This window comes from Brevundimonas diminuta, from assembly GCF_050310045.1.
Classification (GTDB): Bacteria; Pseudomonadota; Alphaproteobacteria; order Caulobacterales; family Caulobacteraceae; genus Brevundimonas; species Brevundimonas diminuta_F.
This window is the reverse complement of the sequence record NZ_CP190005.1, coordinates 307,550-332,172: the sequence shown is the minus strand read 5'-3', so window position 1 is coordinate 332,172 and position 24,623 is coordinate 307,550. Positions and strand designations below refer to the sequence as shown.

Sequence of the window (24,623 nt, the reverse complement as noted above, 5' to 3'; positions counted from 1 at the left end):
CTTACCCGTCACTGGGGGCGTCAGCCGATGATTTCGGCCAGCAGTCGCCGGAAGTTGCCGCCCAGAACCGCGCGGATGTTGTCGTCGGAATAGCGGCGGCGGATCAGTTCCTCGGTCAGGTCATAGACCTTGCGCGGATGGTCGAAACCGTCGGTGTCGATCTTGTCACGGAAGGCGTAGGTGGATTTGTAGCCCGCCTTCAACGCCTCATATTGATCGGCTGGCATGTCGTCATAGCCGTTCAGGTCGGCGTCGGAGCCGATGCCGACATGCTCGATCCCCGTCAGCCGGACCACATGATCGATATGGTCCGCGACATGGGCCACCCCGACCGGCTCGCGGTCGCGGACGAACATCCGCACCCCGGTTATGCCCATGACCCCGCCCCTGGCCGCCATGGCGCGGATGGCTTCGTCGGTCTTGACGCGCGGATGGTCGACCAGGGCGCGACAGTTGCTGTGGGTGATGGCGACAGGCCGGGTCGAATGGGCGATGGCGTCCAGCGTCGTGCGGTCGCCGCAGTGCGAGACGTCGATCATCATGCCGACCGCATTCATGGCCTCCATGATCTGCAGGCCGTAATCGGTCAGACCGCCGTCCACGCGCTCGGTGCTGCCCGAGCCCAGCCGGTTCTGGCTGTTATAGGTCAGTTGCGAACAGCGCTGGCCCAGCTGATGGAACAGCTTCACATCCGCCACGGTGCGGAAATGGTCCGAGTTCTGCACGCCCATGATGACCGCGCATTTGCCGTCCGCCTTGGCCCGGTCCAGATCCGCCGCCCGATCGACCAGCGAGAAGACATGGGCGTTGCGCCCGGCGAATCCCTGCCACGCCGCGAAATAGGCCAGCGCCGTTTCATAGGCGTTCGGATCGCCGAAGCCGACGGCCTGGTGAAAGCCGGTGATGCCCGAGGCGCGGAAGTCCGCCTCGTCTTGCGCGCTCAACGGACCGGCGAAATATTCCGGCCTGAAATCCAGCTTCAGCGGCGCCAGCATATCGATGACCATCGCGCCCTGCACCAGATCGACGGCGCGGCGTGAATAGGTCGTCGTCCCGCCATCCAAGGCATAGGCGCCGGTGCTGATCATCGGCGCGCCGCCGAAGACGGCGGCGGCCGCCGCCCCCTTCAGCAGACCACGCCGGTCAGGGGCAGGCCCCTGCGCCCTACCCGACATGGTTAGGGCCGCCCCAGCCGGTGTCGCAGTGGATGTAGCCGTCGATATACTGGACCGAAGGCGTCTCGTCCTGAGCCAGGAAGACCGGACCGTCCAGATCGACGATGTCGCACAACTGGCCGACCAGGAAGGCCGGTGCGGTCGCCAGGCTGGAGCCCATCATATTGCCGACCATGACGCCCAGACCGCGCGACTTGGCTTCGCGGGCGATGGCCAGCGCCTCGGTCAGGCCGCCGCACTTGTCCAGCTTGATGTTGACCGTGTCGAAGCGCCCGACCAGACCCTGCACGTCCGCCAGGCACAGGGCGCTTTCGTCCGCCGCCAGCGGGATGGGCGAACGGAAGCCGTCCAGATCCGCCTCACGCCCGCGCTTCAGCGGCTGCTCCAGCAGTTGCACGTCCGCCGCCAGCAGACCTTCGATCAGAGGCGGCAGTTCGTCGATGCCGAAACCCTGATTGGCGTCGACGCCGATCCAGACGTCCGGACGTGCGGCGCGCACGGCGTCGACCCGCGCCAGATCCAGCGCCAGTTCTCCGGTCAGCTTGATCTTGATCGCGCGAGCCTGACGATATTCGCCCGACGCCTGCTCGGCCATCGCGGCCGGGTCGCCTGCGCCCAGCGTCAGGGTGGTCAGCAGAGGCTTGGGCGCGCCAACGCCCGCCGCCTTCCAGGCCGGAAGACCGGTGCGCGCGGCCTCCAGATCCCACAGCGCCGCATCAAGCGCGTTGCGCGCGCCGCAGTGGGGCAACAGGGTCTGCAGGGCCTGACGATCCGCCCCGGCCTCGATCGCCTCCTTCACGCTGGCCACGGCGGCCAGCATGGCGGGCACGTCGTCGCCCAGATAATAGGCGCCGTTGCCTTCGCCCCGGCCCTGATGCACGCCGTCGTCCAGCGTCACCACGATCCGCGCCGTGTGGGTGAACTCATAGCCCGAGATGCGGAAGGGGCGCTTCAGCAGCAGGTTGTCCTCTTTGACGGACAGGCGAACGCGACCCGGAATGCTTCCAGCCATTACGATAAACTCCAGATACTCTTCAGTAATTCAGGCTGAAGGCGAACAGGTGATAGTTGAAGGCGATCATCAGGATGACGGCGCCGGCGGCCAGCATGACCACGCTCCAGACACGGCTTCCCCAGCCCCGTCCTTCGCGCCAGACCAGCACGGCGTTCCACACGGCGGCGGCCGCAAAGCCGACGAAGCCGATGACGCTGCCGACCTGAAGCAGGCGCACCACGCCGTCCGCGCCGCCGTTGATCATGCCCATCTTCGACAGCATGGACGGCAGTAGCACCGACCAGCCCAGCAGGGTGGCCAGCGACACCCACGACAGTCCCCGCACGAGGCGATAGGCCGTGCGCGCCTGTCCCTGTTGCTTCATCGGCGCGCCATAGCGTTTGCGCGCGATGGCGGCGACGGGCCATGACAGGGCGGCGATGGTCAGCACGCCCATCGCCGACAGGAACAACGGGAACATCAGGCCGCGCGTCAGATACCAGGGCGCAGGCACGAAGACGGCATAGGGGCTGTTGTTGAAGCCGAGTTGCGTGACCTTGCCATTCTCGACCACGGCGCTCATACGCGCCTTGCTCAGCTGGTCCTGCCAGACATAGGGCTCGACCTCGACAAGTTGCATCGGCGCGCCGCCCAGCGTCTTGGCCGCAGCGATAACGGGGCGGCCCTTGGCGTCCACCTTCACCTCGAACTGCTCGAGCATGTAGAGGAAGCGCAGGAAGCTGGAATCCGCCCGGCGCGACGGCAGATAATAGCCCTTGATCTCCTGCGCGTGGGCGCGGGCCGTCGCCGCGTCCAGCGGCTTGGGCGGCTGGGCTTCAGACGGGAAGTAACGGTCGGCGAAGCCTTCAAACAGGCCCGTCTGCACGGCGCCCGCGCTGCCGCCTGCACCCGCCGCGTTCAGAGACACGAAGATGCCGACGCCGTCGTCGATGAACAGCCACAGGTTCGACTTGAACACCCGCGTGGCGCCGCCGTGCGCCACGACCTTATGGCCGTTGACGTCTTCCTGATAGAAGCCCAGCGCCATGCCGTTCAGCCCCGGGAAGGCGCGCGTGATGGTCCGGTGCATCGCCCGCTTGGTGTCCGGCTGCAGCAGGGCGCCGCCCTCTTCATCCAGATGGGCGATCATGAATCGGGCCATGTCGTCGGCCGTCGTGGCCATGCTGCCCGCCGAAGCCAGACCGACATATTCATAGTTGGCCGCGGGCGCCGAGGCGCGCGGATAGCCCTTCGACATATGCGGCGCCAGCGCAGGCGGCAGCGGCTGACGGAAGGTGCTCTTCGTCATGCCGATCGGCGCATAGACGTTGCGCTCGATATAGTCCTCGAACGGCATGCCAGAGACGCGCTGGACGATGTAGCCCGCCAGCGAGGTCGCATAGTTGGAATAGGCCGGGGTCGTTCCGGGCGCGAAGATGCGGTGCGGAACCCAGGCCTTCAGCGCTTCTTCCGTGGTCGGCAGACCCTCGCCATGGGTGCGGATCAGACCCCGGACGGACTCTTCCATGCCCGAGCGGTGCGTCATGATGTTGCGCAACGTCAGCGGCTTGCCGTCCGGCGCCGGAATCTGGAAGTCGAGGTATTCGTTGACGTCGCGGTCCAGGTCCAGCCTGCCCTGCTCGACCAGCTGCATCACCGCCGTCCACACGAACAGCTTGGAGATGGACCCGGGCCGGAACAGCGTCGTGTTCGGGTCCACCCGCGCGCCCGTTTTCACATCGGAAACGCCATAGCCGCGCAGCAGCAGCACCTGACCGTCCTTGACCACCGCCACGGTCGCGCCCGGAATATCGCCGCGCCGCAGGGCGTAAGGCATGTAGCCGTCCAGCCAGGCCTCCAGGTCCGCCCGGTCCAGAACCGGTTGCGCAGGAGTCGCAGCAGCCACTGGGGCAGATGGCGTCGTCGCCACAGGAGGCGGGTTGTGGCCTTGAGCGCCCGCCATCGAGGCAGACGCAAGCAACAGCGCCGCCGACAGGAAGATCCTGCGTAATTTCATCGTTTCCTCCCCGTGACGTCTGTCGCGTCGCTCCCCGCGCGCGTTTCGCGTCATTCTTGCAAAGCCGCCTTCAACCGATAAAATCAGTCAACAGCACACTCTGGGCAGGATTACGTGATCCTGATCGGAAAATTGTCAACCCATGTTTTCATGGGCGGCGGAAAGACAGACACGGCGATGTCCTCGAATACGACGCACCCCACCCTTGGCGGAATCATGCGGGCCATTCGTGCGAAAAACGACTGGACGCTCAAGGAGATGAGCCAGCATTCCGGCATTCCGGTATCGACCCTGTCCAAGGTCGAACATGACCGGTTGACCCTGACCTACGACAAGCTTCTGCAACTCAGCCAAAGGCTGGGGATGCCGATGTCCGAACTGTTTTCAGAAGGAAAAGCCGCCGACCCAGTCGCCGTCACCGCCCGCCGCAGCCTGGGCAGTTTCGACAATGCGATCCGGGTCGAGACAGACAACTACGTCTACCATTACCTTTGCCCGGAACTGCGTAAAAAGCGCATGATTCCTATCGTCACTCACATACGCGCCAAATCTGTTAAAGATTTCGGGAAGCTGATCCGTCACGCCGGCGAAGAATACATCTATGTTCTTGAAGGCGCTATTGAAGTTCACACCGAGTTTTACGATCCAGTTACGCTTGAGAAAGATCAGTCCATCTATCTCGACTCACAGATGGGGCACGCTTTTGTTGTCGCAGACGGTTACGAGAAGGCCATCGTCCTGGCCCTATGCTCCAGCGCCGACGAAGAGCTTTTCAACGAGATGATGGCTCTACGCGGTAATGAAGCTGCGTCTTGAACTGAAAGCGCCCCGCCTGGAAGCGCTTCAGCCGCTCTGAAATAGGGACAGTCCGCCACGGCTTAGGCTAAATTAGGCTCAATTTGAAATATCGGTCCTGATTGGGACATTTTTTGCTGGACTTTTTCTGTCCAGCCTCCAAGCCTCTCCTCCAAGCGGCCCGCCCCCATGCGGCGCTGCACCAAAAACACATCGGGGGAGTGAAGATGAAAACGACAGGACCCATTCGGGCGAAATCAACATGGCCGGCGACCACCGCCCTGCTGGCGGGGCTTTGCGCGCCCGGTCTGGTCATGGCGCAGGACGTCGTCTCCAGAAACAACAACGCGGACACGAGCGAACCGACCACCGTCAATGAGATCGTCGTCACCGGCTCGCGCATCGACCGCGCAGGCTTCAGCGCCCCGACTCCAACCACCGTCATCGGCGAAACGGAATTACGTATCGGCGCGCGCGGCAACATCGCCGAGGTGCTGAACGACCTGCCGTCGATCCGGCCGACGACCACGCCGACCACCACCACGGGCAACACCACGTCCGGCACCTTCACGGTCGACCTGCGCGGCCTGGGCGCCAACCGCACCCTGACCCTGCTGAACGGTCGTCGCTTCTCCGGCAGCAGCGACCTGAACAGCGTGCCGATGAACCTGGTCAAACGCGCCGAAGTCGTCACCGGCGGCGCCTCGGCCGCCTGGGGCTCGGGCGCCGTGGCGGGTGTGGTCAACATCATCCTGGACGATGAGTTCAGCGGCGGCGAACTGAGCGCCACCACCGGCATCTCGTCACGCGGCGACGGCGAACGCCACCGCATCAACGGCGCCTATGGGGCCGACTTCAACAACGGCCGCGGCCACTACATGGTCTCCGCCGAATATGTGAAGGATCATGGCGCCTTCGGCCGCGAGACGCGCAAGCGCCCCAGCCTGGACACCAGCGCCATCGCCAATCCGGACGGCTCGCTGACCCTGGTCAACGGCCTGAAAGCCAGGAACTATATGCCCGGCGGCATGATCACCAGCGGCGCCCTGGCGGGCCAGGTGTTCAATCCCGACGGCAGCCTGCGCCCCTATGACGGCATCGGCGCGCGCAACCAACTGGACCATCTGGCGGTTTCCGCCCCCTTTGAGCGCTACAATCTGTTCGGCCGCGCCACCTACGCCCTGACCGAGCGGGCGACGGTCTGGTTCGACGCCAGCTATTCGATGACCCAGGGGGACTATCCCATGTTCCCCGAAGCCATCCCCGGCAGCGCGGGCGCGGGCCTGTTGATCAAGGCCGACAACGCCTTCCTGTCGCAGGACATCCGCAACCAGCTGCTGGCGGCGGGCGAGACCGGGTTCCGCATGGGCCGTCTTCTGGCCGATGTAGGCGAGCGCGGCTATCTGGGCATCGACTATGAGCGTGAAGTTTACGAAGGCTCGATCGGCATCGACGGCAGCTTCGACGCCATGGGCAAGCCGTGGCGCTACAGCGCCTATTACACCCACGGCGAGGTGAAGAACCCGAACGCCATTCATAACGAGCGTATTGCGGCCAACTTCAACCGCGCCATCGACGCGGTCGACAACGGCAGCGGTCAGATCGTCTGCCGCGACGCCCTGACCAATCCGAACAGCGCCTGTCGTCCGCTGAACCTGTTCGGCGTCGGCAACATGTCGGATGAGGCCATCGCCTATGCCTTCGCCTCGGGGTCGGGCCAGACGGGCGGCAAGCTGGATGCGGCGGGTTTCAGCCTGCGCGGCGACCCCTTCTCGACCTGGGCCGGCCCCGTGTCCGTGGCCCTGGGCGCCGAGGCCCACCGCCAGAGCCTGTATACGCGCAACACCGACCCCTACTCACAGGTCGGCGCTCTCAGCCCGCTGAACTACGCCACGCTGGACGGCCGCTATGACGTGAAGGAGGGCTTCGTCGAGATCGCCGTGCCCCTGCTGAACGCGCAGAACGCGACGCTGGATGTCAACGGCGCCGCCCGCTACAGCGACTACAGCACCACCGGCGGCATCTGGTCGTGGAAGATGGGCGCCACCAGCCGGGTCTTCGATGATCTGCTGCTGCGCGTCGTCTCGTCTCGCGATATCCGCGCGCCCAATATCAGCGAGCTGTTCTCGACGCGGACGACCTATCTGTCGACCATTTCCGATCCGTTCCAGAACGGCCAGACCTATCAGGTGAACCTGTATGCCGGGGGCAACCCGGATCTGGGACCGGAAATCGCCGACACCTTCTCGGTCGGCCTGACCTATACGCCGCGCTTCCTGCCGGGCTTCAGCTCGTCGCTGGACTTCTACAAGATCGAGATCGACGACGTCATCGGCACCATCGGCGCTCAGGAAATCCTGAACCAGTGCCGCGCCGGCAACGCTTCGCTGTGCGCCGCCGTCCAGCGCGATCCGCCTGCGCCGGGGCAGACCGTCGGCCAGGTCAACACCATCTATTCGACCGCCCTGAACTTCCAGACCTTCGACATCCAGGGTGTCGACATGGAGTTCGCCTATCGGGTGCAGCCGCAGGCCATCAACGGCACCCTGCAGTTCCGCGCCCTGGCCAGCTATGTCGAAAAGCTGACCTTCGACGCGGGCACGGGCCCGGCCGACCGCGTCGGCAACGTCGGCGACAATCTGTCCTTCGCCACGCCGCAATGGCGCGGAACGGGCAGCGTCTCCTATCTGAGCGATGAACTGAACGTCGACCTGCGCATGCGCTATGTCGACGGCGGCGACTTCAACCGCTTCATGAACATCACCAACAACAAGGTCAGCAGCCGCACCTATGTCGACCTGGGCGTAGAGATGAAGGTGGACGAGCGCATCAGCGTCACCGCCAACGTCAACAACCTGTTCGACCGCCAGCCGCCCTTCGTCCTGCAGGGCACCGCCCTGTACGATTCCATGGGCCGCTACTTCCAGGTGGGCGCCAAGGCCCGCTTCTAAACCCGCCCTTCGTAAACGCCTCTCTCCTCAGGGCGCGCCCGCTGTGATCAGCAGGCGCGCCTCTTTTTTGCAGGGCATGGCCCGCCCTGAAATAACGATGTCACAATTTGCGGGTTTTGACATTCACCGTTAGCCAGTCGACGGTTATCGGGAGCGCGCCGTGAACGGACGATGGAGCCGGGCGACCCGGGAAACGGCAGGCAAGATGACAGCGCATGTCCGAATCGTTGACGCCACCCTGCCCCCGGAGGCGCCGCCTCATGTCGGCTGACCGGGTTCTTTCCGCCCTCAAAAGTCCGACCGGCCAGTTTCTGGGCTTGATGGCGCTTCTGATCCTGGCGTTTTTCTGGGTCCTGGCTACACCCTGGGCGACGGCGGGTTTCGTACAGCCCTTCACCCGGATGCTGGTCGACATATCGGCCGCCGTCATCGCGCCATTCGACAGCCGCATCCTGGCCGATGGCGACATCCTGCGCTTCAGCGACGGGACCGGAGCTGTTCAAGTGCTGGCCGGATGCAACGCCGTCGAGGTGTGCGCCCTGCTGGTCGCAGCGATGCTGGCTTATCCAACCACAATGATACGCTCCCTCATCGGGGCCGCGATCGCCGTCATCGCCCTGCAGAGCGTCAACCTCCTGCGAATTATCAGCCTGCTTTACCTGTCGCGCGGCGAGCCCTCGCTGTTTGAGTTCTTCCATCATTATGTCTGGGACGCGATGATAGGGCTGGAGGGGCTGATGCTGTTTTTCGGATGGGCGCATCTGCAGAACCGCCAGGGCGCGCAAAAGGAAAAGGCAGAATGAGCGTCGCCCGGTCCGCCCGCCGCCGCTTCGTCCTGTGGAGCGCCGCTGTGCTGATTGCCGTCCTGCCCCTGTGGTGGCTGTGGGGCGCAGATCTGGTGCTTGGACTGGCGCAGCCCCTGGCCAGCTTGACATTCCGGCTGACCGGCCTGCCCGGCGCCATCGACAGCAGCGCCGCCGGCTGGCGAATCGCCACGGGACTGCCCCTGGCCAGCGGCGAGGGCCTGTTCGTCCTCGACATGGGACGCGGCAGCCTGCGGCGGCCGTTGCTGGGCTTTCCCCTGTTCCTCGCCTTCATCTGCGCGCCTCCGCGCAGCACACATCCGTGGCGCGCCATCCTGATCGGCGGCGCAGTCCTGACCCTTGTGTTTCTTCTGGGGCGAGATCGCCACGGCGCTGAACCCGTCACTGGCGCCGGGCAGGGATCTGCCTGACGTCGCCCTGACGGCCCCGCCCCTGCATCCGGCCGTCACGCAACTCGTCCTGCTGGGCCGCTATGCCGGCATATCGATCGCGCCCCTGCTGGCGGCCGTCCTGGCCTGGGCCGCGGTCAATCCGCAAGGCGTGGCCGCGATGGCGCCGTCGCCCCAGACGCCGCAGACGTCATCCTGAGCCGCGAACGGGATCTCGGACCTGTCCCGCGCTTCCCGCCAGCCCGCGGCGTTGCAGGCTGTCGGCGATCAGCGGCGACCACCACGCTTCATTTGCAAGGTACCAGGCCACGGTTCGGACCATGCCGCTGTCAACATCGCCTTGCGGACGCCACCCCAGTTCGCGCCGGATCAGACCGGCGTCCACGGCATAACGACGGTCATGGCCGGGACGGTCCTCCACCTGGCGCACGGCTGACGCATGAGGCCGCCCGTCCGCGCGCGGCCGCAACTGGTCCAGCGCAGTGCAGACCAGTCCGGCGATCTGCAGATTGGTGCGTTCGGCGTCGCCGCCTACACAATAGGTTCGACCCGGCGGCGCCGCTTCAAGCATGAGCGCAAGCGCCCTGGCGTGATCCTCGACGAACAGCCAGTCCCGCACATTCAGGCCGTCGCCGTAAATCGGCAGATCCTGCCCCGACAGGGCGCGCAGGATCAGCGTCGGGATCAGCTTCTCAGGAAACTGCCGCGGCCCGTAGTTATTCGAGCAATTGCTGATGACCACCGGCAGGCCGAAGGTATGCCCCCAAGCGCGCACCAGATGATCCGACGCCGCCTTGGAGGCTGAATAGGGCGAGCGGGGATCATAGGGCGTGGCCTCGTCAAAGCGTCCCAGCGGCCCCAAAGAGCCGAACACCTCATCTGTCGAAACATGCAGGAAACGGAAAGCGTCCCGTCGCGCTTCATCCAGACCGCGCCACCAGACCAGGGCCTGATCGAGCAGAACCCGGGTTCCGTCGACATTGGTGCGGATGAAGACGGCCGGTCCATCGATCGAGCGATCGACATGCGTCTCGGCCGCCAGATGGGCGACGCGGTCCGGGCGGAACCCGTGGAAAGCCCTCGCCATGGCTCCCGCATCGCAGATGTCAGCCTTCAGGAAGCGGAAACCGGGATGGTCCGCAACCTCATCCAGCGACGCCTCAACCCCGGCGTAGGTCAGGCTGTCGACGACCAGAACCTGATCGCCCCGTCCCAGCAGTTCGCGCACCAGAGCCGAGCCGATGAAGCCGGCGCCGCCGGTCAGCAATGTCCGCACAGGCGCCTCCCTTAATCCTGCGCCCGTTGAAGACCCCTGCAACATCGCGCCGTCAAGGCCTGACCGACGCCAGGTCCACGACCGACAGGGTCGATGCGTCTTCGCCCATGAAGGGCGATTCCAGATCCTTCAGCCGGGGCCAGACCCGGTCCCGGTCCGCCAGAACCGCCTCGCCTGGCGTGACAGGCCAAGGGATAGCCAGGTCCGGATCGTCCCAGGCCAGACCCGCTTCGTGGTCGGGGGCATAGGGCGCCGAGACCTTGTAGGCCACCTCCGTCCCCGGCTGCAGGGTGACGAAGCCGTGGGCGAAGGACGGCGGCACGAAAAGCTGATCCCCGCTGTCGGCGGTCAACTCCACGGCATGGAATCGGCCGAAATCGGGGGAGCCGACGCGCAGGTCGACCGCCACGTCCAGGATGGCCCCGCGCAGACAGCGCACCAGCTTGGCCTGGGCATGGGGCGGGTGCTGGAAGTGCAGGCCGCGCACCACGCCCCTGGCTTCGGAACGGGAGTGATTGTCCTGGACGAAGTCGCAGTCGATTCCGGCGGCGGCGAACCGCGCTCGCGACCAGGTTTCCGAGAACCAGCCGCGATCATCCCCATACCGCGGGGTCCGCAACAGTATGACCTGCCCGCTCACGACCCGACCGGGCCGGATGCGACGTCGGTCGCAGCGGGATCATACGCCCGGGCCGCCACAAGGGCGTAGGCGCGATCCAGCGCCTCATTACGCACGAACAGCAGACGCGGCGCAGGCGGCGCGGCCTCACGCTCGCGGGCGCCCGGCGTGGCGCCGCCGTTCAGAGGCGCGCCATAGAAGATATGGGCGCCGATCTGGCGAACGCGCTCCAGTCGCCGCCCCCAGGACGGGCGGACATAGTTAGCGTGATAGTTGACCGAATTTTTCGGCAGCAGACTGGCGGAACGCCCTTCATACACCTCGCGCGCGATGCGCTCGGCCCGGGCCCATGCGACCGCATTGACCGCACGCCGTCCGATCGAACCGTCACAGGTGAAGGTGAACTGGCAGGTGCGGCTGTTGCGCTGGTAGACCACCTCGCAGACGTCCTGGGGGTAGGCGTGATGACGCGAACGATTCAGCACCACCTCGGCCACCGCCGCCTGACCGGACTCGCTCTCGTTGCGGGCCTCATAATAGATCGCCTGGGTCAGACACTCGAGATCATTGTCGGGGATGCGCGGCGGCGTTTTGAGGTCCAGGACCGGAGCGACATAGCCGCCGGCCCCGCGTCGTGCGGATGTCGCAGCCGACAGGTTCAACGGCGGCGGCGTGAAGGAGGCGGCAGGTTCGGACTTCGGCGCCGCCGCTTCGGCAGCAGCGGATGGACGGCGAGTCCCGGCGCGGCCGGGCGGGCGCGCCAACGGCGCAGAATCGGTCAGCCGTCCCCCCTTGCCTTCCCTGACCATGGCCTGCAGACGGACATTGAGCCGGGCGCGGCGTTCGACGTCGCTTTCCATGACCGGCGCGGCGGCTGCGGCGGGGACATAGGCAGGGATCGGCCTGACAGCGCCGGGCTGGGCCTGCGCCTGACCGGACAGAACATTGGCGAACGGGATATGACCGGACAGTCCCGCCCAGGCGGCGATCCCCAATCCTCCTGCCATCAGCACTGGAGCGATCCCGCGCATTCTTCCCCCAAACACAAGGCCCCCTGCATATCAGCCGTCATCGTCGACGCCAAGCCGAAGCGACGGTTTGCGAGATTGGCAGCCGCGCCCCAAAGCCCTATCAAGAAGCCGTCATGAAGACCGCGCGCCGTTCCGGCTTTTCCCTGATTGAAGCCCTGGTCGTCCTGGCGATCGGCGGGATGGCGTTGGCCGTCATCTTTTCGATCGGGATCAAGGCGGGCGACACCGGCTTCTCGCTGGGCCGGCGCGCCATGTCGGTCGCCGACGCCGATGTCGCAATCAGCGACCTGCGCAGCATCATCCGCAGCGTCAGCGTCCGCCCGCCGGCCTCGATGATGGAAGGAGTCGATCGCCCCATCCTGGCCGCGCCCGACCGCCTGGAAGCCGATGTGGTGATGGAGCGCGCGACCGGTTGCGCGCCCCAGGGCTGGGCCGGACGGCTGACGCTGAGCCTGAGCGCCGGCGGTGAACCGGCGCTGATGTGCCAGGCAGGCGATCGCACGGTCACCCTGATGACCTTGCCCGGAGGCGCCGGGGCCGCCCTGTCCTATTCAGAGAACGGCCAGGAATGGGGACCGACGTTTGAAACGCCCAACGCCCTGGCCACAGGCACGGAAGGCATGCGCAGCCGCCAGTTTTTCGTGCGCCTGAAGGCAGGGTCGGTCGATGTGATCGAGACGGCCTCAAGCGGATTGCCGGGCCGTTGGGCGAGGCCCGATGTCGACTTCTGATTCCACCGCTCGGCGCGGCTTCGCCCTGCCCGCCGTCCTGGCGGTGACAGGCGTGGTGACCCTGATCTTCCTGGTCGCCATCACGGCCCTGGCCAGTCTCACAGCGGAGGCGGCCTCGGCACGGGCCCGCGTCCGCTTCCTGCAGCGCGCCATGACGGCCGAGGCCGCCCTGGCCTTCATGGCCGCGACGGAACCCACACGCGCCTATGGCTTCGGCATCAATGATGTTCGGGGCTCCATGGACTTCGACTATGAGGGCGAGCCAACCGGCGCCTCTGGCGTGCCGGTCGAAAAGATCATCGCCGACAGCCGTCGCTATCTGATGGACATCGACGGCCCGCTGGTGCTGCGGCTTCAGGACCAGGCGGGAATGATCAACACCGCCCAGCTTTTCGGCCAGGAGCATGAGCGCTTTCTGGAGGCTGCGGGCGTCGAGCCCAGCGAGCGTCAGGCGCTGATCGCCCGCTATCAGGACTATATCGACCATGACGACCTGAGACAGCCGAACGGCGCCGAGCGCGCCGACTACGACACCGGCGGACCGGCGAACCGGCGCCTGATCCGGCCGACCGAGTGGCTGTCCGTTCTGGGCGCGCGTCAGGCGGCGGACGCCAAGGCATGGCGGCGGCTGCGGCCGCACCTGGCCGCCGATCCGACAGCCTCGTCGCTCAACATGAACACGGCTAGTCCTGTCACACTGGCCGTCTGGTTCGGCCTGACCGAAAACCAGTCCGAAGCCCTCATCCGAGCGCGCGAGCAACACTCTCTCACGTCCCTGATCGATGCCGGAAATATCGCCGGAGCATCGCTCTATGATGATTTCGAACGCCTCTACACCTACCCCTCGGGCGTCACGATCCTGATGCTGCATGACACCCGTTCCGCCTGGACCTACCGGGCGCGCCTGACCCTGACCCCGACCGGTCTTGAGCAACCGCTCTGGATCGACCAGACTGAACTTACAGAGGCCCCCCGCCGGGCCGTGGCCGACACATCCGATGCAATTCGATTTCCTTACGCCCCGCGTTGAACGGCTCAGCGCCGATGGCGCGGTCGACGTCGTCCATCCCGGCGGACGTCTGGGCCGATGGCTGCGTCGCCCTGTCCTGCTTCTGGCGCGCGACCTGTGCGCCTTCAGCCTTTTCGCGACGGCCGCCCTGCCGCGACGCAGACGTCGTCAGGCCGCCGCCCTGCACGCCCGCCTCGGCGCGCCCTATCTCCGGGCCGGTTCGACGCTGACAAAGGCCGGCGACGACTTCGGCGTCTGGTGGTGGGACGCGGACCGCGTCGAGACGCTGATGGCCGCGATCGAAGGTCCGACCCGCCCCCTGGTCCGCCCTGAAACCCTGACCCAGCCGCGCGGCGAAGGCTGGCGCATCGTACGACTGAAAAGCGGCTATGAAGCCCAGTTGTGGATCGACCGGGCCCTGATCGCCTCGGCCTGGCGACGGGAACGTCACGACGTCGCCGCATGGTCGGCGTTCGTGCGTCTGCAACGCGCAGGAATCCCCGCGCCCGACACGCCGCCAGCGCCGTCCGACCTGCCCCTGTCCTTCGACAATGGCGAAGCCTTCGCCCTGGCCCCCGTCGAAATGACCCGCGAACAGATGGCGTGGGCGGCGGGCGGAACGGGCGCCTTCGCCGCCCTGTGCCTGGCCGCCTTCCTGGCGGGACAGGGCCATGAACTGGCCGGCGATACCGCCCGCGTCGAGGCCGAAACGGCCGAAATACGCGCCGCCACCCCGCGCGCGGCCGCCGTCCTGAACCTGGACGCCAGCCAGAAGAAGCTGGTCGCCTATCGCCAGATCGAGGAACGGACCAGTCCTGTAAGCGCCGCAGGGGCCGCCATCGGCGTGCTGGCCCTGCACGAACTGACGCCGACGGCGCTGGACGCCGGGACGGAGACCCTGAGCTTCACCATCGGATATGACGCCCTGGACAAGATCGCCGGCCTGATCGCGGACCTGGAAGGTTCGGGCTATTTCCATGATGTCCAGCCGCGCACGGACGCTTCGTCCGGGACACTGGTGGTGGAAATGAAGGTCCGGGAGGCCGCCCCGCCTCTCAGCCCGGACCCTTAGGCGGGGCCGCCCGATCCGACGCGCGTCGCCGCAGTCTGGTAGCGGATGAAGCGGCAGGCGCCGTCATCCGTCTTCAGGGTCATGACGACCCGGTCCTGGTGCAGCAGGTTAGCGCTGACGCTGGAGCAGCCGCCGCCCTCGGCGATGTCCAGAGCGGGGGCCAGAGTATAGCGCCATGACGTCCGCAGTTCGAGCACGCGGTCGCCCTCGACCGGAGTCATGGACGGATCGATGACGCGGACAGGCTCCCCGGTGCGGTTGGCCTCACGTCGCAGGTCGGACACCTGACGCTGGAATTCGAAGAAGACCGCATGAGCCGTCGTCTGGTCCAGCATCCGCGAGGTCGAAGGCATGATGATGGCGGCGCTGAGCGCGAAAATCGCCAGCACCACCAGGATTTCCATCAGGCTGTAGCCGTTGCGCCGCGCCCGCAGCGGCAACCGCGCGCCCGGCGAAGCAGGATCAGCGCGGCTGATCGGACGAGACATCGGCGTTGACGCCCTCCCCGCCTTCCTGACCGTCCGCGCCATAGCTGATGACGCGCGCGCGCGCATCGCCCGCGGCGCCCGGCGTCGTCGCCGCAGGCGCGATATAGATGTAGGGGCGTCCCCAGGGATCCGACGGCAGATCCTTGTCCAGATAGGGGCCGGACCAGCCCGGCGCCTGTTCAGGATTGGCCTGCATCAGCAGGGCCAGGCCTTCCTGCTCGGTCGGCAGGCGCCCGATGTCGATGCGCATGGTTTCAAGCGCCGCTTCCAGCGAACGGATCTGCAGGCGCGCCGTCTGGGTCTTGGACTTGTCCAGTTGCGTGAACAGACGCGGCCCCACCACGGCGGCGATCAGGGCGATGATGGCCAGGACCACCAGAATTTCGAGCATGGAATAGCCGGCGCGGGCGCGGCGTCGGTCAGAACGGCGTTCCGACTGTCGCGACGGGGCAACGGCGCTCGAAAAACGGCGATGGATTCGGTTCAGACTGGGAAGCATCGATCGACCACTCTGGATTTCTTAGCTGTTATGGACGCTTAGCGATTGCTATAGCTCAGCGGACATGAGGGGTCGATGCGAATTGCGGCCTGGTCGCGTCGCAGCACGATACGGAACAAGTCTTGCAAGGCTTCATCGCTGACATGGTCGCCTCGACGCGCGCGTCGGTCGAAACGCTGAAAGCACGCCTGCGTCGCACGACCGCGCGGGAGCGTATCCTGCTGGCCCTGCTGGCCCTGAGCGCCGCATTCTATGCCCCCGTCGCCGCCCTGGAAGCCCGCAGCGCCCGCGCCGAGGCCTATGTCGACGCCCTTGGCGAACAGTCCGCCGCACGGCTGACCGCCAACGCCGCCCGCCGGATCGCCGAAGGCGCCGCCGACCGCATGGCCCTGGACGACATGAACGCCTGGGGCTTCGAGGCCGCCAATCCCGCCATCGCCCAGGTCCTGATCGAACAGCGACTGTTGCAGGCGGCCCACGCCGTCGAACTGCCCGATCCGCGCATCACGACCAACGCCAAGGTGGAGGACATTGGGCCAACGCAGTGGCTGGAAGTCGAGGTGCAGGCCGGCCTGCGCTGGGGCCCGACCTTCGCCTTCCTGGATAAGCTGGGCGAATGGCCGGAAGGGTTTCGCGTGGTCGGCTTCCGCTATGAACTGACCCCGCCGCGCCCCCAGGCCCGCGACGCCGAGCCGCCATGGACCAGCGGAAAACTGTGGCTTCGCCTGGCCTTTCCCGTGCGTCTGGACGCCGCGCCCCCGGCGGAGAAGACGTCATGAGGCCGCTGTTCTGGCTGGCGCCGCCGCTGATCCTGATCCTCTGCTTCCTGAGCGGAACCACCTGGCCCGGTCGTCCCGAAGAGCCCCCCTCGGTCGTGCGCGGACACGCCGCCCGCAGCGGCGCCGTCATGCGCCCCGGCGAGAACGCCGTGGCGGCCGTGGCCTTTCTGAAAACCCTGCGGTCAGACCCGCCGCCGCCGCCGCCGCCCCCCCCTCCGCCTCCGCCGCCCCCTCCGCCGCCGCCGCCGGATGTGGCGGAGACTTTCCGCGCCGCCCTGCGCGGTGTCGAGCGCGACGCCGCCACAGGCCAGCGCCGCGCACTGGTCACGACGGACGGCGGCGGCGTCGGCGCCCTGGCCGAAGGCGCGCCTTTCGGCGACGGCTGGCGCATCAAACAAGTCACGGCTGACGCCGTCACCCTGGCCAAGGGACGCGAAACGCGCGTCGTCCGGGTGTTCGGTTGAGTATCGAGGAGAACGGCATGTCGAACCTGACCGCGGATCGTCCCGCCTTTCCGCACCCGGCGTCCTGCAGACGTCCGCGCGCGGCCCTGCGCGCCGCAGCCGCAGCCGCCCCCTTCGTCCTGCTGGCCGGTTGCGCCGCCTTTCCGGAGTTCGAGGCCGTGGTCGACCGGCCGGCCGCGCGAACGCAGTCCGACGACCTGGACGGACAGATCAGCGGTCCGCCCGCCGGCGAAGGCCGCGCCCGCGTCCAGAGCGCCACCCTGACGATTCCCGGTCCGCCGCCTCCGCCTGCTGCGGCGCGCAAGCCCGCCACGCCCGAGCAGATCGCCACCCTGCTGTCGGACGATCCGGTCGACGCCAACCTGTCGCCCCAGCCCATTCCCCAGTTCGCCGCCGCCGTCTTCGGCGGCGTGCTGAAGGTTCCCTTCACCCTCTCTTCCGATGTCGCCTCGCGCACAGAGGTCGTGGCGGGAGGCAGCGGCGGCGCCATCAGCAAGCGCGCCCTGTTCAGCCTGACCCAGCAGGCGCTGAAACAGTATGGCGTCGACGTCTATATCGACGGCGGGTTCGTCACCATCGGCGCCACGCCCGAGACCTCGACGGGCGCCGACATCAACCGGAGCCGCGCAGCCCCTTCGGCCAGCGGGCGGGTGGTGCAGTTCTTCAGCGTGCAGACCATTGAGGTCAATGCTCTGCAAAGCCTGCTGCAGGACGTCTATCCCAATCTGCGCGGTGCGCGGATCACCCCGGACCCCCTGACCAACAGCCTGATCATCTCCGGCTCGGGTCGTGAAGTCGCCCAGGTCGTGCGGGCCTTGCGCGAACTGGATCAGCCGCGTTTCGCCGGGACAGAGGTGCTGCGGGTCGAGCCCTCCTTCTGGAATACGGACCAGTTGGCGACCTCGCTGGAGCAGACGCTGACAACGGAGGGCTATGTGGTTTCGCGTCAGGCCCTGGCCGGACGCGCCATCGTCATCCTGTCCTTCCCGGCGGCGAACCAGATCCTCATCTTCGCGCGCGACCGCGAAGTGCTGGACCGCGCCCGCTACTGGGTCGAGACGCTTGATCAGCCCGCCGCCCTCGGAGACAAGGCCTCGACCTTCGTCTACCAGGTCAAGAATACGGACGCCGCCTCCCTGGGCCAACTGGCCATGGGCCAAAGCCCGGCCATGGCGCAGGCCCAGGCGCCTGTAGGCGTACCCGGCGCCCCGCCTGCGACCGAGAACAATCGGCCACAGAACAATGCTGCAGGCGGCGTTCAGGGACAGGGCGCAGGGCCCGGCGCACAGGGGCAGTTCATGAACGGTCGGGTCCTGACCGACCCCATCGGCAACCGCATCATCTTCACCGGCACCGCCAATGAATTCGCCCAGTTGCGCAACCTTCTGAACACGCTGGACACCCCGGCGCCTCAGGTGGTGATCGAGGTCATGATCGCGGAGGTGACGCTGACAGACAAAACCGCGCTCGGCGTCAATCTTTTCGGAACGGAAAGTCACGGCGACGGCATCCTGACCGGCTCAACCGAAAGCATGACGCTGGGCGGAGGACTCGTCGTCTCCTTCAAGGGGCCGGACTTCCGCGCCAGCCTGGCGGCTGAAGCATCAAACAACCGCGTCAATATTCTGCAAAGGCCCCAGTTGGTGGCGCGAAGCGGCGGAACAGCGCGTTTCCAGGTCGGCCAGGATGTACCGATCATCACCTCACAGCGCGCGGTCAACACGCAGACAGGCAATAACAACGGCACGGACGTGCTGCAAAGCGTGCAGTATCGCCAGACCGGGGTGATCCTCGATCTACAGCCCGTCGTCTATGGCGACCGGGTCGACATCACCATCAGCCAGGAAATCTCTGAAGTCGGCGAATCCGCCAGTTCCGCCATCGCCAGCCCACCGATCCTGAACCGCAGCCTCACGACACAGATTTCGATCACTGACGGCTGGACCGGCGTTCTGGGCGGACTGATCAGCAACAACTACTCCAAAACCAATACTGGCGTGCCTTTCGTAAAGGACATCCCCCTGATCGGCTCAGCTTTCCAGACCAACAAGGTCAGCGGCGTGCGAACCGAACTCGTCATGCTGATCACCCCCCACGTCATTCGCGGCGATGAAGACATGGCGGACATGGCGGATGCCTTCTCCAGCGACATCAACGCCGCCTTCCGCACAGGCCGAGGCTGGTCCTATACGCTGACGCCCTTCTCCATCGGCCACGGCGTGCGCGGCGTCGGCTTTGATCTGCCCGCGCCCAACCGGGCTTCTGAACGACGCCGAGCTTCGGACGCAACACAACGTTCCGCGCCGGTCGATCAGCCAACCGCCGCCAACGAGACTGCGCCTGCAGAAGCGGATGAAGCCCTCTCGGGCGAGGACTGAAACTTCAGCCCTGCATATCCACGCGCCGCCATCCCACGCGGTCGAACACCAGGGGAGCAGGCGACCGCCCACGGCGCCGCTCTACGCCTACGGTGACGCGATATAGCTGGACCTCATAGCTGCCGTCACCCGCCGGGAAGCCTGCGTTGATGCGCGGCGCGGTTTTAGGCTCCGCTTCCCAGACGATGACGTCGCCATCGGGCAGTTCGATCCGGCCATGCGGCTGGGCCATGGGGTTCAACTGGCGCGTCAGGGCCAGGGCGTTTTCCTGTGAAGCGACCTGCTCGATCGCCTCGGATGCCCTCTGCTGGCTGCGCGCCATCTGAATCTGCAGCTCAAAGATGGCCATCAGCGTCATGGAAGCGATGGCCAACGCCACCAGCGCCTCGATCAGGCTGAACCCTCCCCGGGCCGCCGTCGCCGCGCGCATCAGACGACGCCTTCGTAAACGCTCGACAGGGCCAGAACCAGCGACAGGGCCACAAAGCCGACCACGATGGAGATGACGGCGATGGCCATCGGCTCCAGAAGCGAGGTCATTCGCTTCATCCTGTCGCGCAGACGCGCTTCATAGTTGTCAGCCATGAAGCCGAACATGGCGCCGATGGCCCCAGACTTCTGTCCGGCCCGCAACAGGCTGAGATCCATCGCCTCAAGGCCGGTGTGCGCGCCAAGGGACGCGTCCAGCGTCAGACCTGCGCGCAGGTCGCTGTCCAGCAGGTCCAGCCCCTGACGGAACGGCCCGATCGGCACCGCCGCCCGCGCCAGCGCCGCCGCCGACAACAGCGGCACGCCGTTGTTCAGGGCGAAGGCCGTCAGCCGCGCCCATGACGCAATCTCGCGTGAACGGATCACCGGGCCGACGACCGGCAGTCCGTGGGCGACGGTATAGGCGCGTTCACGGATCGCCTGGTTGGAGACGATCAAAAAGATGGCCGCAATCAGGACTGACGCTGCGACGCCCACCAGACCGAGATTGGCGTTTGCGAACTCGCCCGTCTCCAGCACCCAGCGCGACATGGCGGGAACATTCTCGCGGTCCTCGCCGATCATGGCGCCGAAACGCGGCACCACCTGCGTGAAGATGAAGCCGATCGCCGCCACGCCGGCGAAGCACAGAAAGGCCGGATAGGTCATGGCGTTGGCGAAGTCGCGCTGCAGGCGATCCTCATAGGCCATCTGTTCGGCGGCCTCCTTCAGCACCTCGGCGATGCGGCCCGACGCCTCGCCGACGCGGGCCATGGCGTAGACATAGTCGGGAAAACCGGGGGCATGCTCCTCCAGCGCATCGCCAAAGGATTCCCCACGCCTCAAGGCCGCGATCGCGGCCTGAAACTGGCGGCGACCCTTGCGCGCCTGCATGCCCTGCGCGACCGTATCCAGCGCTTCCAGCAGGGAGACGCCGGCCTCCAGCATCAGCGCCATCTGCCGAAGCACCAGCACCCGCTCACCCGCCTTCAGTCCGCGCTCGCGCCCTTCGGCCTTGGGCGCGGCGGCGGGACGTATGCGCACGACCGTCAGGCCGTCCGCCGCCAGACGCCGCATGGCCAGAGCCTCATCGGCGGCCCCGATCATGCCCTTGACCATCCGCCCGTCCCGACCAGCGGCCTCATACTGAAACGTCAGTTGATCCGTCATTGATCTGAAGGCGGAAAGAAGAGACGCCGGACAGCCGGGTGCGTAATTCGCCCGATCAGAACCGGTTGGGGCTGACTGCGCTGATAGGGGTGACCGCGAATGGCTGCGTACTCCTCGGCATACACATCGCCCAGCGTCCGATTTTCGCTCAGAACCGTGCGGCGGATGCCGCCAGCCTGGGTGGTGGCGCCATAGTGAAGCTGGTGGAAGGTTCCTTCCCCGATAAGCATCACCAGAGGCGCATCCTTCTCTTCGACTGCGCGCTCGAAAAAGTCATAGTTGGCGAAGCCGCCGCCCAGAGCCTCGAACCGCTCTTCAAACCCGCCCAGGGCTTCGAACCGACCGCGATCCATCACGAAGAAGGTGGTTTCCGGCGGCGCGACGAAGGCGCCTTCCCGATAGCTTTCGCCCAGCGCGCAGATCTCGAAAAGACGATAGCCATCGGCAGGCCAGCCTACGCCCTCCAGCAGACGATCCTCTACCTCGCGATCATAGCCCTCCGTCACCGACACCTGCTGCACCTTGGGGCCAAGATGGAAGCCCAGAGTCGAGATGAAGGCGCGCGGATGCACGCGGCGGGCCTCGAGGGCCGAGCGGATCACACCCGGCGTCGCCATGCGCGCGCCGTCGATCACAACCCCGATCAGGTCGCCCGTGGCCAGCGCTGCGGCGCGATTGATCGCCCGGCACGGCGACACGCCGCCGTCGTCGACCCGGACGACCGTGACGTCCGCATCCGGTGGAAACCAGTCGCGCCGGACGGGCTCAGCCGAACCATTGTCAGCGACGATGACCTGTACATCGGCCAGACTCACGCCCTGCTGATAGGGAGGCAGGAAAGAGCGAACCGTGCGCGGCAGCTCACGTGCCATGTCGAAGCCGACAATGACGATCGACACCAACGGCTTCATGCCGCGACCTCCTGCAGCCTTGCCCACAGATCAGACACAGAAGACGGCGCGTCTTCCGCCGTCTTCTGGTGATTGAGCTCCGCCTCGCGGAAAGGCATCGGTCGATCCGCACTCAGGCCCAGACGCCCGGCCGCCAAGCGGACCCGCCCTTCATAATCAGGCGCATCATAGTCGATGACGTCGAACGCCGCCGCGTCCCACCAGCGCAACAGAGCGCGATTATAACCCGCCCAGATCGCCACGCCCCGCTCAAGCGGGAAACCATTGCGCGCGGCCAGCGAGCCCGCAGCCGCAAGGGGGTGGCGGATCGAGCCGATCAGACGCAGGTCTGGCAAGACTTCGAACCAACCGTCCAGCAGAACCGTCGCGCGGGGGTCCTTGAACCCCCAGGGCTGCGACAGAGCGTCATAGTCAGCCAGCACCGCCTTCAACTCAGCCTTTTCGTCCGGCGTCCAGGCGACAGGTTCAGCCGGAGGATTGTCCCAGGCGGCCCCTACACGCGCCAGCACCGCGTCATGCACAGGCCAGAAACGGGGATTCTCACGGTTGCCCTTCTTGTTGTGCGGCGCTGCGGTGACGACCTCGCCCAGACTCAGGCCCAGGTCCTCAAGGCACCCCGCCAGACAGGAGGTGCCCGAACGATGCATGCCGATCACGGCCACGGGCGATGGATTCATTGGCCGCTCCCGGCGATGCGATAGACTTCAGACAGGGCAGTCTGGCCTCGACGAGCCTTCAGGAAGGCGTCGTCGGCGAAGCTGAGGAAGCCTTCGCTGCGGGCGGCGGCGGTCAGTTGGTCTTCATCAGCCGAGGCGCGCATGCCCGTAATGATGGCAGGGGACATGGGCGCCAGTTCATAGACGCCCAGACGGCCGCGAAAACCGCTCTGGCCGCACTTTGCGCACCCGACAGGCTCCATCCAGCGGGGATCGTCGGCGGCGGTCAGCGTGTGCAGGTGCGCCGGCAGCGCCTGCTCGTGGAGGGCGGCCTCGGCGGGCGTCGATGGGCGTGCGCAGTCCTCGCACAGACGCCGGATCAGACGCTGGCCCGCCACGCCGCGCATGACATCGGCCAGAAGATAGTCCTCAATACCCAGGTCGAGCAGGCGCGGAATGGCCGCCAGGGCGGTGTTGGTGTGGACGGTCGAGATGACCATATGTCCGGTCAGGGCGGCCTGGACGGCGATGCGCGCCGTCTCGGGGTCACGGATTTCGCCGATCATGATGACGTCCGGGTCCTGACGCAGGATGGAGCGCAGGCCCGCGGCGAATGTCAGGCCGATCTCGGAACGGACCCGCACCTGGATCACGCCGGGAAGGTCCAGTTCGACAGGATCCTCGACCGTGATGATCTTGCGCTCGCCGTCGTTCAGGTGGGTCAACAGGCGATAGATGGTGGTGGTCTTGCCCGACCCTGTCGGACCCGTGATCAGGAAGACCCCGTTGGGGTGTTCGGCCAGGCGCAGGAAACCGGCTTCCTGAGCCGCGCTGACGCCCAGTTCGGACAGTTGCGGCAGGCGGCTGGTCTTGCCCAGCAGACGCAGAACGATGGATTCGCCCCACGAACACGGCAGTGTCGAAACGCGCAGGTCGACCTCCTGGCCCGAAACACGGATCGACTGGCGGCCGTCCTGCGGCAGGCGGCGCTCGCCGATGTCCATGCCGCTGAGCAGTTTGATGCGCGAGCAGACGGCGTCGAAGTTTGAGCGCGGAGCGCTGCGGGCCGTGGTCAGCACCCCGTCGATGCGCATCCGCACCAGGAACCGGTCCTCATAGGGTTCAACGTGGACGTCCGAAGCGCGGCGGGTCAGCGCTTCCGCAAAGACGGCGTTGACGAAGTCGATGACCGGCGCTTCCTGCGCCAGTTCACGCAGACGGGCGGCGTCAGCGCCCGCACCGCCGAGCGCAACGTCCAGCGCCGGGGCGTGATCGCGGCTCAGGTCCTCGGTCAGGGCCTCGATCAGGGAGCGCTGGGCCAGGAAGAAGGCGACGGGTTCGGCGGTCGCCTGCGACGTCCGGGATTGTGCGATGCGCTCGGCCAGCGCCGGGTCCAGCGGCTGGACGGCAGCGCACAGGAGGCGTGTCTCGCCGCCGTCTTCTTCGGGAGACGTCTCGCGCCAGGCGACGGCCTCATGCTCGGCCCACCAGGCCAGAGGCGAACCGATTTCGTCCAGGAATGCAGATATGAGGTCAGGCGCCGGCGCGGCCTCTGGCGCCAGAACGGGCAGGTCCAGCTGTTCGGACAGGACATCCAGAAGCTGGGCTTCGGACAGGGCGCCGAGGCGCACCAGATTCAGACCGATCAGGCCGCCGTTCTGGGTCTGTAGAGACAGGGCGTTGGCGACATCGGCGGGACGGACCAGGCCGCGCGCGACCAACAGTTCGCCCAGACGCTGACGGCCCGGCGACGAGGCCGGAACGACGCCGGCGCGATCAAGGTTCACGGTAGGAGCGTTCACGGTCACCTGTCCGCTGTAGCGAGGGAAGCGAACAAGGTCCACCGGACAGAACCATCAAAAGACAGCGACCCGTGAAATCGCGTCCAGCGCCGCATGCACGCCTCTTCAGACAAAAGAAAAGGGAG

At 66.4% G+C, this 24,623-nt stretch carries 24 protein-coding genes; 11 read left to right on the top strand and 13 right to left on the bottom strand.

Annotated elements, in window-relative coordinates; translation table 11 throughout:
• Positions 1-20: 20 nt before the first annotated feature.
• The 3 genes from ACORJG_RS01605 to ACORJG_RS01595 are packed head-to-tail and all read right to left on the bottom strand — an operon-like array spanning position 21 to position 4,186.
• The gene (locus tag ACORJG_RS01605; protein ID WP_427791049.1) at positions 21-1,175 is read right to left on the bottom strand and encodes a dipeptidase; all 1,155 of its coding nucleotides are present in this window, start codon (positions 1,173-1,175) and stop codon (positions 21-23) included.
• Positions 1,165-2,187 (bottom strand): dipeptide epimerase, encoded by a 1,023-nt coding sequence (locus ACORJG_RS01600; RefSeq protein ID WP_427791048.1) that lies wholly within the window; start codon positions 2,185-2,187, stop codon positions 1,165-1,167. The genes ACORJG_RS01605 and ACORJG_RS01600 overlap by 11 nt, the downstream gene beginning before the upstream one ends.
• Positions 2,188-2,209: 22 nt before the next feature.
• The gene (locus ACORJG_RS01595) at positions 2,210-4,186 is read right to left on the bottom strand and encodes a serine hydrolase domain-containing protein (protein ID WP_427791046.1); all 1,977 of its coding nucleotides are present in this window, start codon (positions 4,184-4,186) and stop codon (positions 2,210-2,212) included.
• 114 nt (positions 4,187-4,300) lie between these two features.
• On the opposite strand from ACORJG_RS01595, the gene ACORJG_RS01590 reads away from it, so the two are divergent.
• The 5 genes from ACORJG_RS01590 to ACORJG_RS01570 all read left to right on the top strand — a co-directional run bounded on the left by ACORJG_RS01590 (position 4,301) and on the right by ACORJG_RS01570 (position 9,344).
• A complete protein-coding gene (locus ACORJG_RS01590) occupies positions 4,301-5,002 on the top strand; it encodes a helix-turn-helix domain-containing protein (protein WP_427791044.1) in 702 nt (233 codons plus the stop codon).
• A 206-nt stretch (positions 5,003-5,208) separates the two neighbouring features.
• Positions 5,209-7,932 (top strand): TonB-dependent receptor domain-containing protein, encoded by a 2,724-nt coding sequence (locus tag ACORJG_RS01585; protein ID WP_427791042.1) that lies wholly within the window; start codon positions 5,209-5,211, stop codon positions 7,930-7,932.
• 260 nt (positions 7,933-8,192) lie between these two features.
• Positions 8,193-8,735, top strand: coding sequence for an exosortase H (gene xrtH / locus ACORJG_RS01580; RefSeq protein ID WP_427791040.1), 543 nt, complete (start codon positions 8,193-8,195; stop codon positions 8,733-8,735).
• The gene (locus ACORJG_RS01575) at positions 8,732-9,166 is read left to right on the top strand and encodes a hypothetical protein (protein ID WP_427791038.1); all 435 of its coding nucleotides are present in this window, start codon (positions 8,732-8,734) and stop codon (positions 9,164-9,166) included. Before xrtH ends, ACORJG_RS01575 begins: the two co-directional genes overlap by 4 nt.
• Positions 9,096-9,344, top strand: coding sequence for a hypothetical protein (locus tag ACORJG_RS01570; RefSeq protein WP_427791036.1), 249 nt, complete (start codon positions 9,096-9,098; stop codon positions 9,342-9,344). Before ACORJG_RS01575 ends, ACORJG_RS01570 begins: the two co-directional genes overlap by 71 nt.
• On the opposite strand, the gene rfbB is transcribed toward ACORJG_RS01570, so the two are convergent.
• From rfbB to ACORJG_RS01555, 3 genes are read right to left on the bottom strand one after another with little or no spacing between them, the layout of a single operon-like run.
• The gene (gene rfbB, locus ACORJG_RS01565) at positions 9,336-10,421 is read right to left on the bottom strand and encodes a dTDP-glucose 4,6-dehydratase (RefSeq protein WP_427791034.1); all 1,086 of its coding nucleotides are present in this window, start codon (positions 10,419-10,421) and stop codon (positions 9,336-9,338) included. The two genes, ACORJG_RS01570 and rfbB, sit on opposite strands and share 9 nt — an antisense overlap.
• Before the next feature lie 52 nt (positions 10,422-10,473).
• Positions 10,474-11,040: a dTDP-4-dehydrorhamnose 3,5-epimerase gene (gene rfbC, locus ACORJG_RS01560; RefSeq protein WP_427791032.1), complete on the bottom strand. Its 567-nt coding sequence runs from the start codon at positions 11,038-11,040 to the stop codon at positions 10,474-10,476.
• Between the two features lie 17 nt (positions 11,041-11,057).
• Positions 11,058-12,071, bottom strand: coding sequence for a cell wall hydrolase (locus tag ACORJG_RS01555; protein WP_427791030.1), 1,014 nt, complete (start codon positions 12,069-12,071; stop codon positions 11,058-11,060).
• A 113-nt stretch (positions 12,072-12,184) separates the two neighbouring features.
• Here ACORJG_RS01555 and ACORJG_RS01550 point away from each other — a divergent pair, with 113 nt between their 5' ends.
• Genes ACORJG_RS01550 through ACORJG_RS01540 form a run of 3 tightly spaced genes read left to right on the top strand, consistent with a single transcriptional unit; the run spans position 12,185 to position 14,883 of the window.
• Complete coding sequence (locus ACORJG_RS01550; protein WP_427791028.1) at positions 12,185-12,802, top strand: type II secretion system protein; 618 nt, start codon at positions 12,185-12,187, stop codon at positions 12,800-12,802.
• On the top strand, positions 12,789-13,832 hold the full coding sequence (locus ACORJG_RS01545; protein WP_427791027.1) for a hypothetical protein: 1,044 nt from the start codon (positions 12,789-12,791) through the stop codon (positions 13,830-13,832). The genes ACORJG_RS01550 and ACORJG_RS01545 overlap by 14 nt, the downstream gene beginning before the upstream one ends.
• Entirely contained in the window at positions 13,801-14,883 is a 1,083-nt protein-coding gene (locus ACORJG_RS01540; RefSeq protein WP_427791025.1) for a hypothetical protein, read from the top strand. The genes ACORJG_RS01545 and ACORJG_RS01540 overlap by 32 nt, the downstream gene beginning before the upstream one ends.
• Here ACORJG_RS01540 and ACORJG_RS01535 read toward each other — a convergent pair.
• Together ACORJG_RS01535 and gspG are read right to left on the bottom strand one after the other, a co-directional pair.
• On the bottom strand, positions 14,880-15,371 hold the full coding sequence (locus ACORJG_RS01535) for a pilus assembly FimT family protein (RefSeq protein WP_427791023.1): 492 nt from the start codon (positions 15,369-15,371) through the stop codon (positions 14,880-14,882). The genes ACORJG_RS01540 and ACORJG_RS01535 overlap by 4 nt on opposite strands.
• Positions 15,346-15,870, bottom strand: coding sequence for a type II secretion system major pseudopilin GspG (gspG, locus tag ACORJG_RS01530; RefSeq protein ID WP_427791021.1), 525 nt, complete (start codon positions 15,868-15,870; stop codon positions 15,346-15,348). Before gspG ends, ACORJG_RS01535 begins: the two co-directional genes overlap by 26 nt.
• 122 nt (positions 15,871-15,992) lie before the next feature.
• On the opposite strand from gspG, the gene ACORJG_RS01525 reads away from it, so the two are divergent.
• From ACORJG_RS01525 to ACORJG_RS01515, 3 genes are read left to right on the top strand one after another with little or no spacing between them, the layout of a single operon-like run.
• Positions 15,993-16,649, top strand: coding sequence for a hypothetical protein (locus ACORJG_RS01525; protein WP_427791019.1), 657 nt, complete (start codon positions 15,993-15,995; stop codon positions 16,647-16,649).
• Entirely contained in the window at positions 16,646-17,113 is a 468-nt protein-coding gene (locus ACORJG_RS01520; protein WP_427791018.1) for a hypothetical protein, read from the top strand. The genes ACORJG_RS01525 and ACORJG_RS01520 overlap by 4 nt, the downstream gene beginning before the upstream one ends.
• Before the next feature lie 17 nt (positions 17,114-17,130).
• Complete coding sequence (locus ACORJG_RS01515; protein WP_427791017.1) at positions 17,131-19,491, top strand: secretin N-terminal domain-containing protein; 2,361 nt, start codon at positions 17,131-17,133, stop codon at positions 19,489-19,491.
• Positions 19,492-19,495: 4 nt separating this feature from the next.
• On the opposite strand, the gene ACORJG_RS01510 is transcribed toward ACORJG_RS01515, so the two are convergent.
• The 5 genes from ACORJG_RS01510 to ACORJG_RS01490 are packed head-to-tail and all read right to left on the bottom strand — an operon-like array spanning position 19,496 to position 24,498.
• The gene (locus tag ACORJG_RS01510) at positions 19,496-19,921 is read right to left on the bottom strand and encodes a PulJ/GspJ family protein (RefSeq protein ID WP_427791016.1); all 426 of its coding nucleotides are present in this window, start codon (positions 19,919-19,921) and stop codon (positions 19,496-19,498) included.
• Positions 19,921-21,129, bottom strand: a complete 1,209-nt coding sequence (locus tag ACORJG_RS01505; protein ID WP_427791014.1) for a type II secretion system F family protein — start codon at positions 21,127-21,129, stop codon at positions 19,921-19,923. Before ACORJG_RS01505 ends, ACORJG_RS01510 begins: the two co-directional genes overlap by 1 nt.
• Entirely contained in the window at positions 21,126-22,040 is a 915-nt protein-coding gene (locus ACORJG_RS01500) for a glycosyltransferase family 2 protein (RefSeq protein ID WP_427791012.1), read from the bottom strand. Before ACORJG_RS01500 ends, ACORJG_RS01505 begins: the two co-directional genes overlap by 4 nt.
• On the bottom strand, positions 22,037-22,717 hold the full coding sequence (locus ACORJG_RS01495) for a hypothetical protein (RefSeq protein ID WP_427791010.1): 681 nt from the start codon (positions 22,715-22,717) through the stop codon (positions 22,037-22,039). The genes ACORJG_RS01500 and ACORJG_RS01495 overlap by 4 nt, the downstream gene beginning before the upstream one ends.
• Positions 22,714-24,498, bottom strand: coding sequence for a GspE/PulE family protein (locus ACORJG_RS01490; protein WP_427791008.1), 1,785 nt, complete (start codon positions 24,496-24,498; stop codon positions 22,714-22,716). The genes ACORJG_RS01495 and ACORJG_RS01490 overlap by 4 nt, the downstream gene beginning before the upstream one ends.
• Positions 24,499-24,623 lie beyond the last annotated feature (125 nt).

What these genes read in the sequence shown, in the direction of transcription:
- ACORJG_RS01605 (WP_427791049.1), bottom strand. Translation starts at nt 1,175, where the DNA reads ATGTCGGGTAGGGCGCAGGGGCCTGCCCCTGACCGGCGTGGTCTGCTG.
- ACORJG_RS01600 (WP_427791048.1), bottom strand. Translation starts at nt 2,187, where the DNA reads ATGGCTGGAAGCATTCCGGGTCGCGTTCGCCTGTCCGTCAAAGAGGAC.
- ACORJG_RS01595 (WP_427791046.1), bottom strand. Translation starts at nt 4,186, where the DNA reads ATGAAATTACGCAGGATCTTCCTGTCGGCGGCGCTGTTGCTTGCGTCT.
- ACORJG_RS01585 (WP_427791042.1), top strand. Translation starts at nt 5,209, where the DNA reads ATGAAAACGACAGGACCCATTCGGGCGAAATCAACATGGCCGGCGACC.
- xrtH (WP_427791040.1), top strand. Translation starts at nt 8,193, where the DNA reads ATGTCGGCTGACCGGGTTCTTTCCGCCCTCAAAAGTCCGACCGGCCAG.
- ACORJG_RS01575 (WP_427791038.1), top strand. Translation starts at nt 8,732, where the DNA reads ATGAGCGTCGCCCGGTCCGCCCGCCGCCGCTTCGTCCTGTGGAGCGCC.
- ACORJG_RS01555 (WP_427791030.1), bottom strand. Translation starts at nt 12,071, where the DNA reads ATGCGCGGGATCGCTCCAGTGCTGATGGCAGGAGGATTGGGGATCGCC.
- ACORJG_RS01550 (WP_427791028.1), top strand. Translation starts at nt 12,185, where the DNA reads ATGAAGACCGCGCGCCGTTCCGGCTTTTCCCTGATTGAAGCCCTGGTC.
- ACORJG_RS01545 (WP_427791027.1), top strand. Translation starts at nt 12,789, where the DNA reads ATGTCGACTTCTGATTCCACCGCTCGGCGCGGCTTCGCCCTGCCCGCC.
- ACORJG_RS01540 (WP_427791025.1), top strand. Translation starts at nt 13,801, where the DNA reads ATGCAATTCGATTTCCTTACGCCCCGCGTTGAACGGCTCAGCGCCGAT.
- ACORJG_RS01535 (WP_427791023.1), bottom strand. Translation starts at nt 15,371, where the DNA reads ATGTCTCGTCCGATCAGCCGCGCTGATCCTGCTTCGCCGGGCGCGCGG.
- gspG (WP_427791021.1), bottom strand. Translation starts at nt 15,870, where the DNA reads ATGCTTCCCAGTCTGAACCGAATCCATCGCCGTTTTTCGAGCGCCGTT.
- ACORJG_RS01520 (WP_427791018.1), top strand. Translation starts at nt 16,646, where the DNA reads ATGAGGCCGCTGTTCTGGCTGGCGCCGCCGCTGATCCTGATCCTCTGC.
- ACORJG_RS01515 (WP_427791017.1), top strand. Translation starts at nt 17,131, where the DNA reads ATGTCGAACCTGACCGCGGATCGTCCCGCCTTTCCGCACCCGGCGTCC.
- ACORJG_RS01510 (WP_427791016.1), bottom strand. Translation starts at nt 19,921, where the DNA reads ATGCGCGCGGCGACGGCGGCCCGGGGAGGGTTCAGCCTGATCGAGGCG.
- ACORJG_RS01505 (WP_427791014.1), bottom strand. Translation starts at nt 21,129, where the DNA reads ATGACGGATCAACTGACGTTTCAGTATGAGGCCGCTGGTCGGGACGGG.
- ACORJG_RS01500 (WP_427791012.1), bottom strand. Translation starts at nt 22,040, where the DNA reads ATGAAGCCGTTGGTGTCGATCGTCATTGTCGGCTTCGACATGGCACGT.
- ACORJG_RS01495 (WP_427791010.1), bottom strand. Translation starts at nt 22,717, where the DNA reads ATGAATCCATCGCCCGTGGCCGTGATCGGCATGCATCGTTCGGGCACC.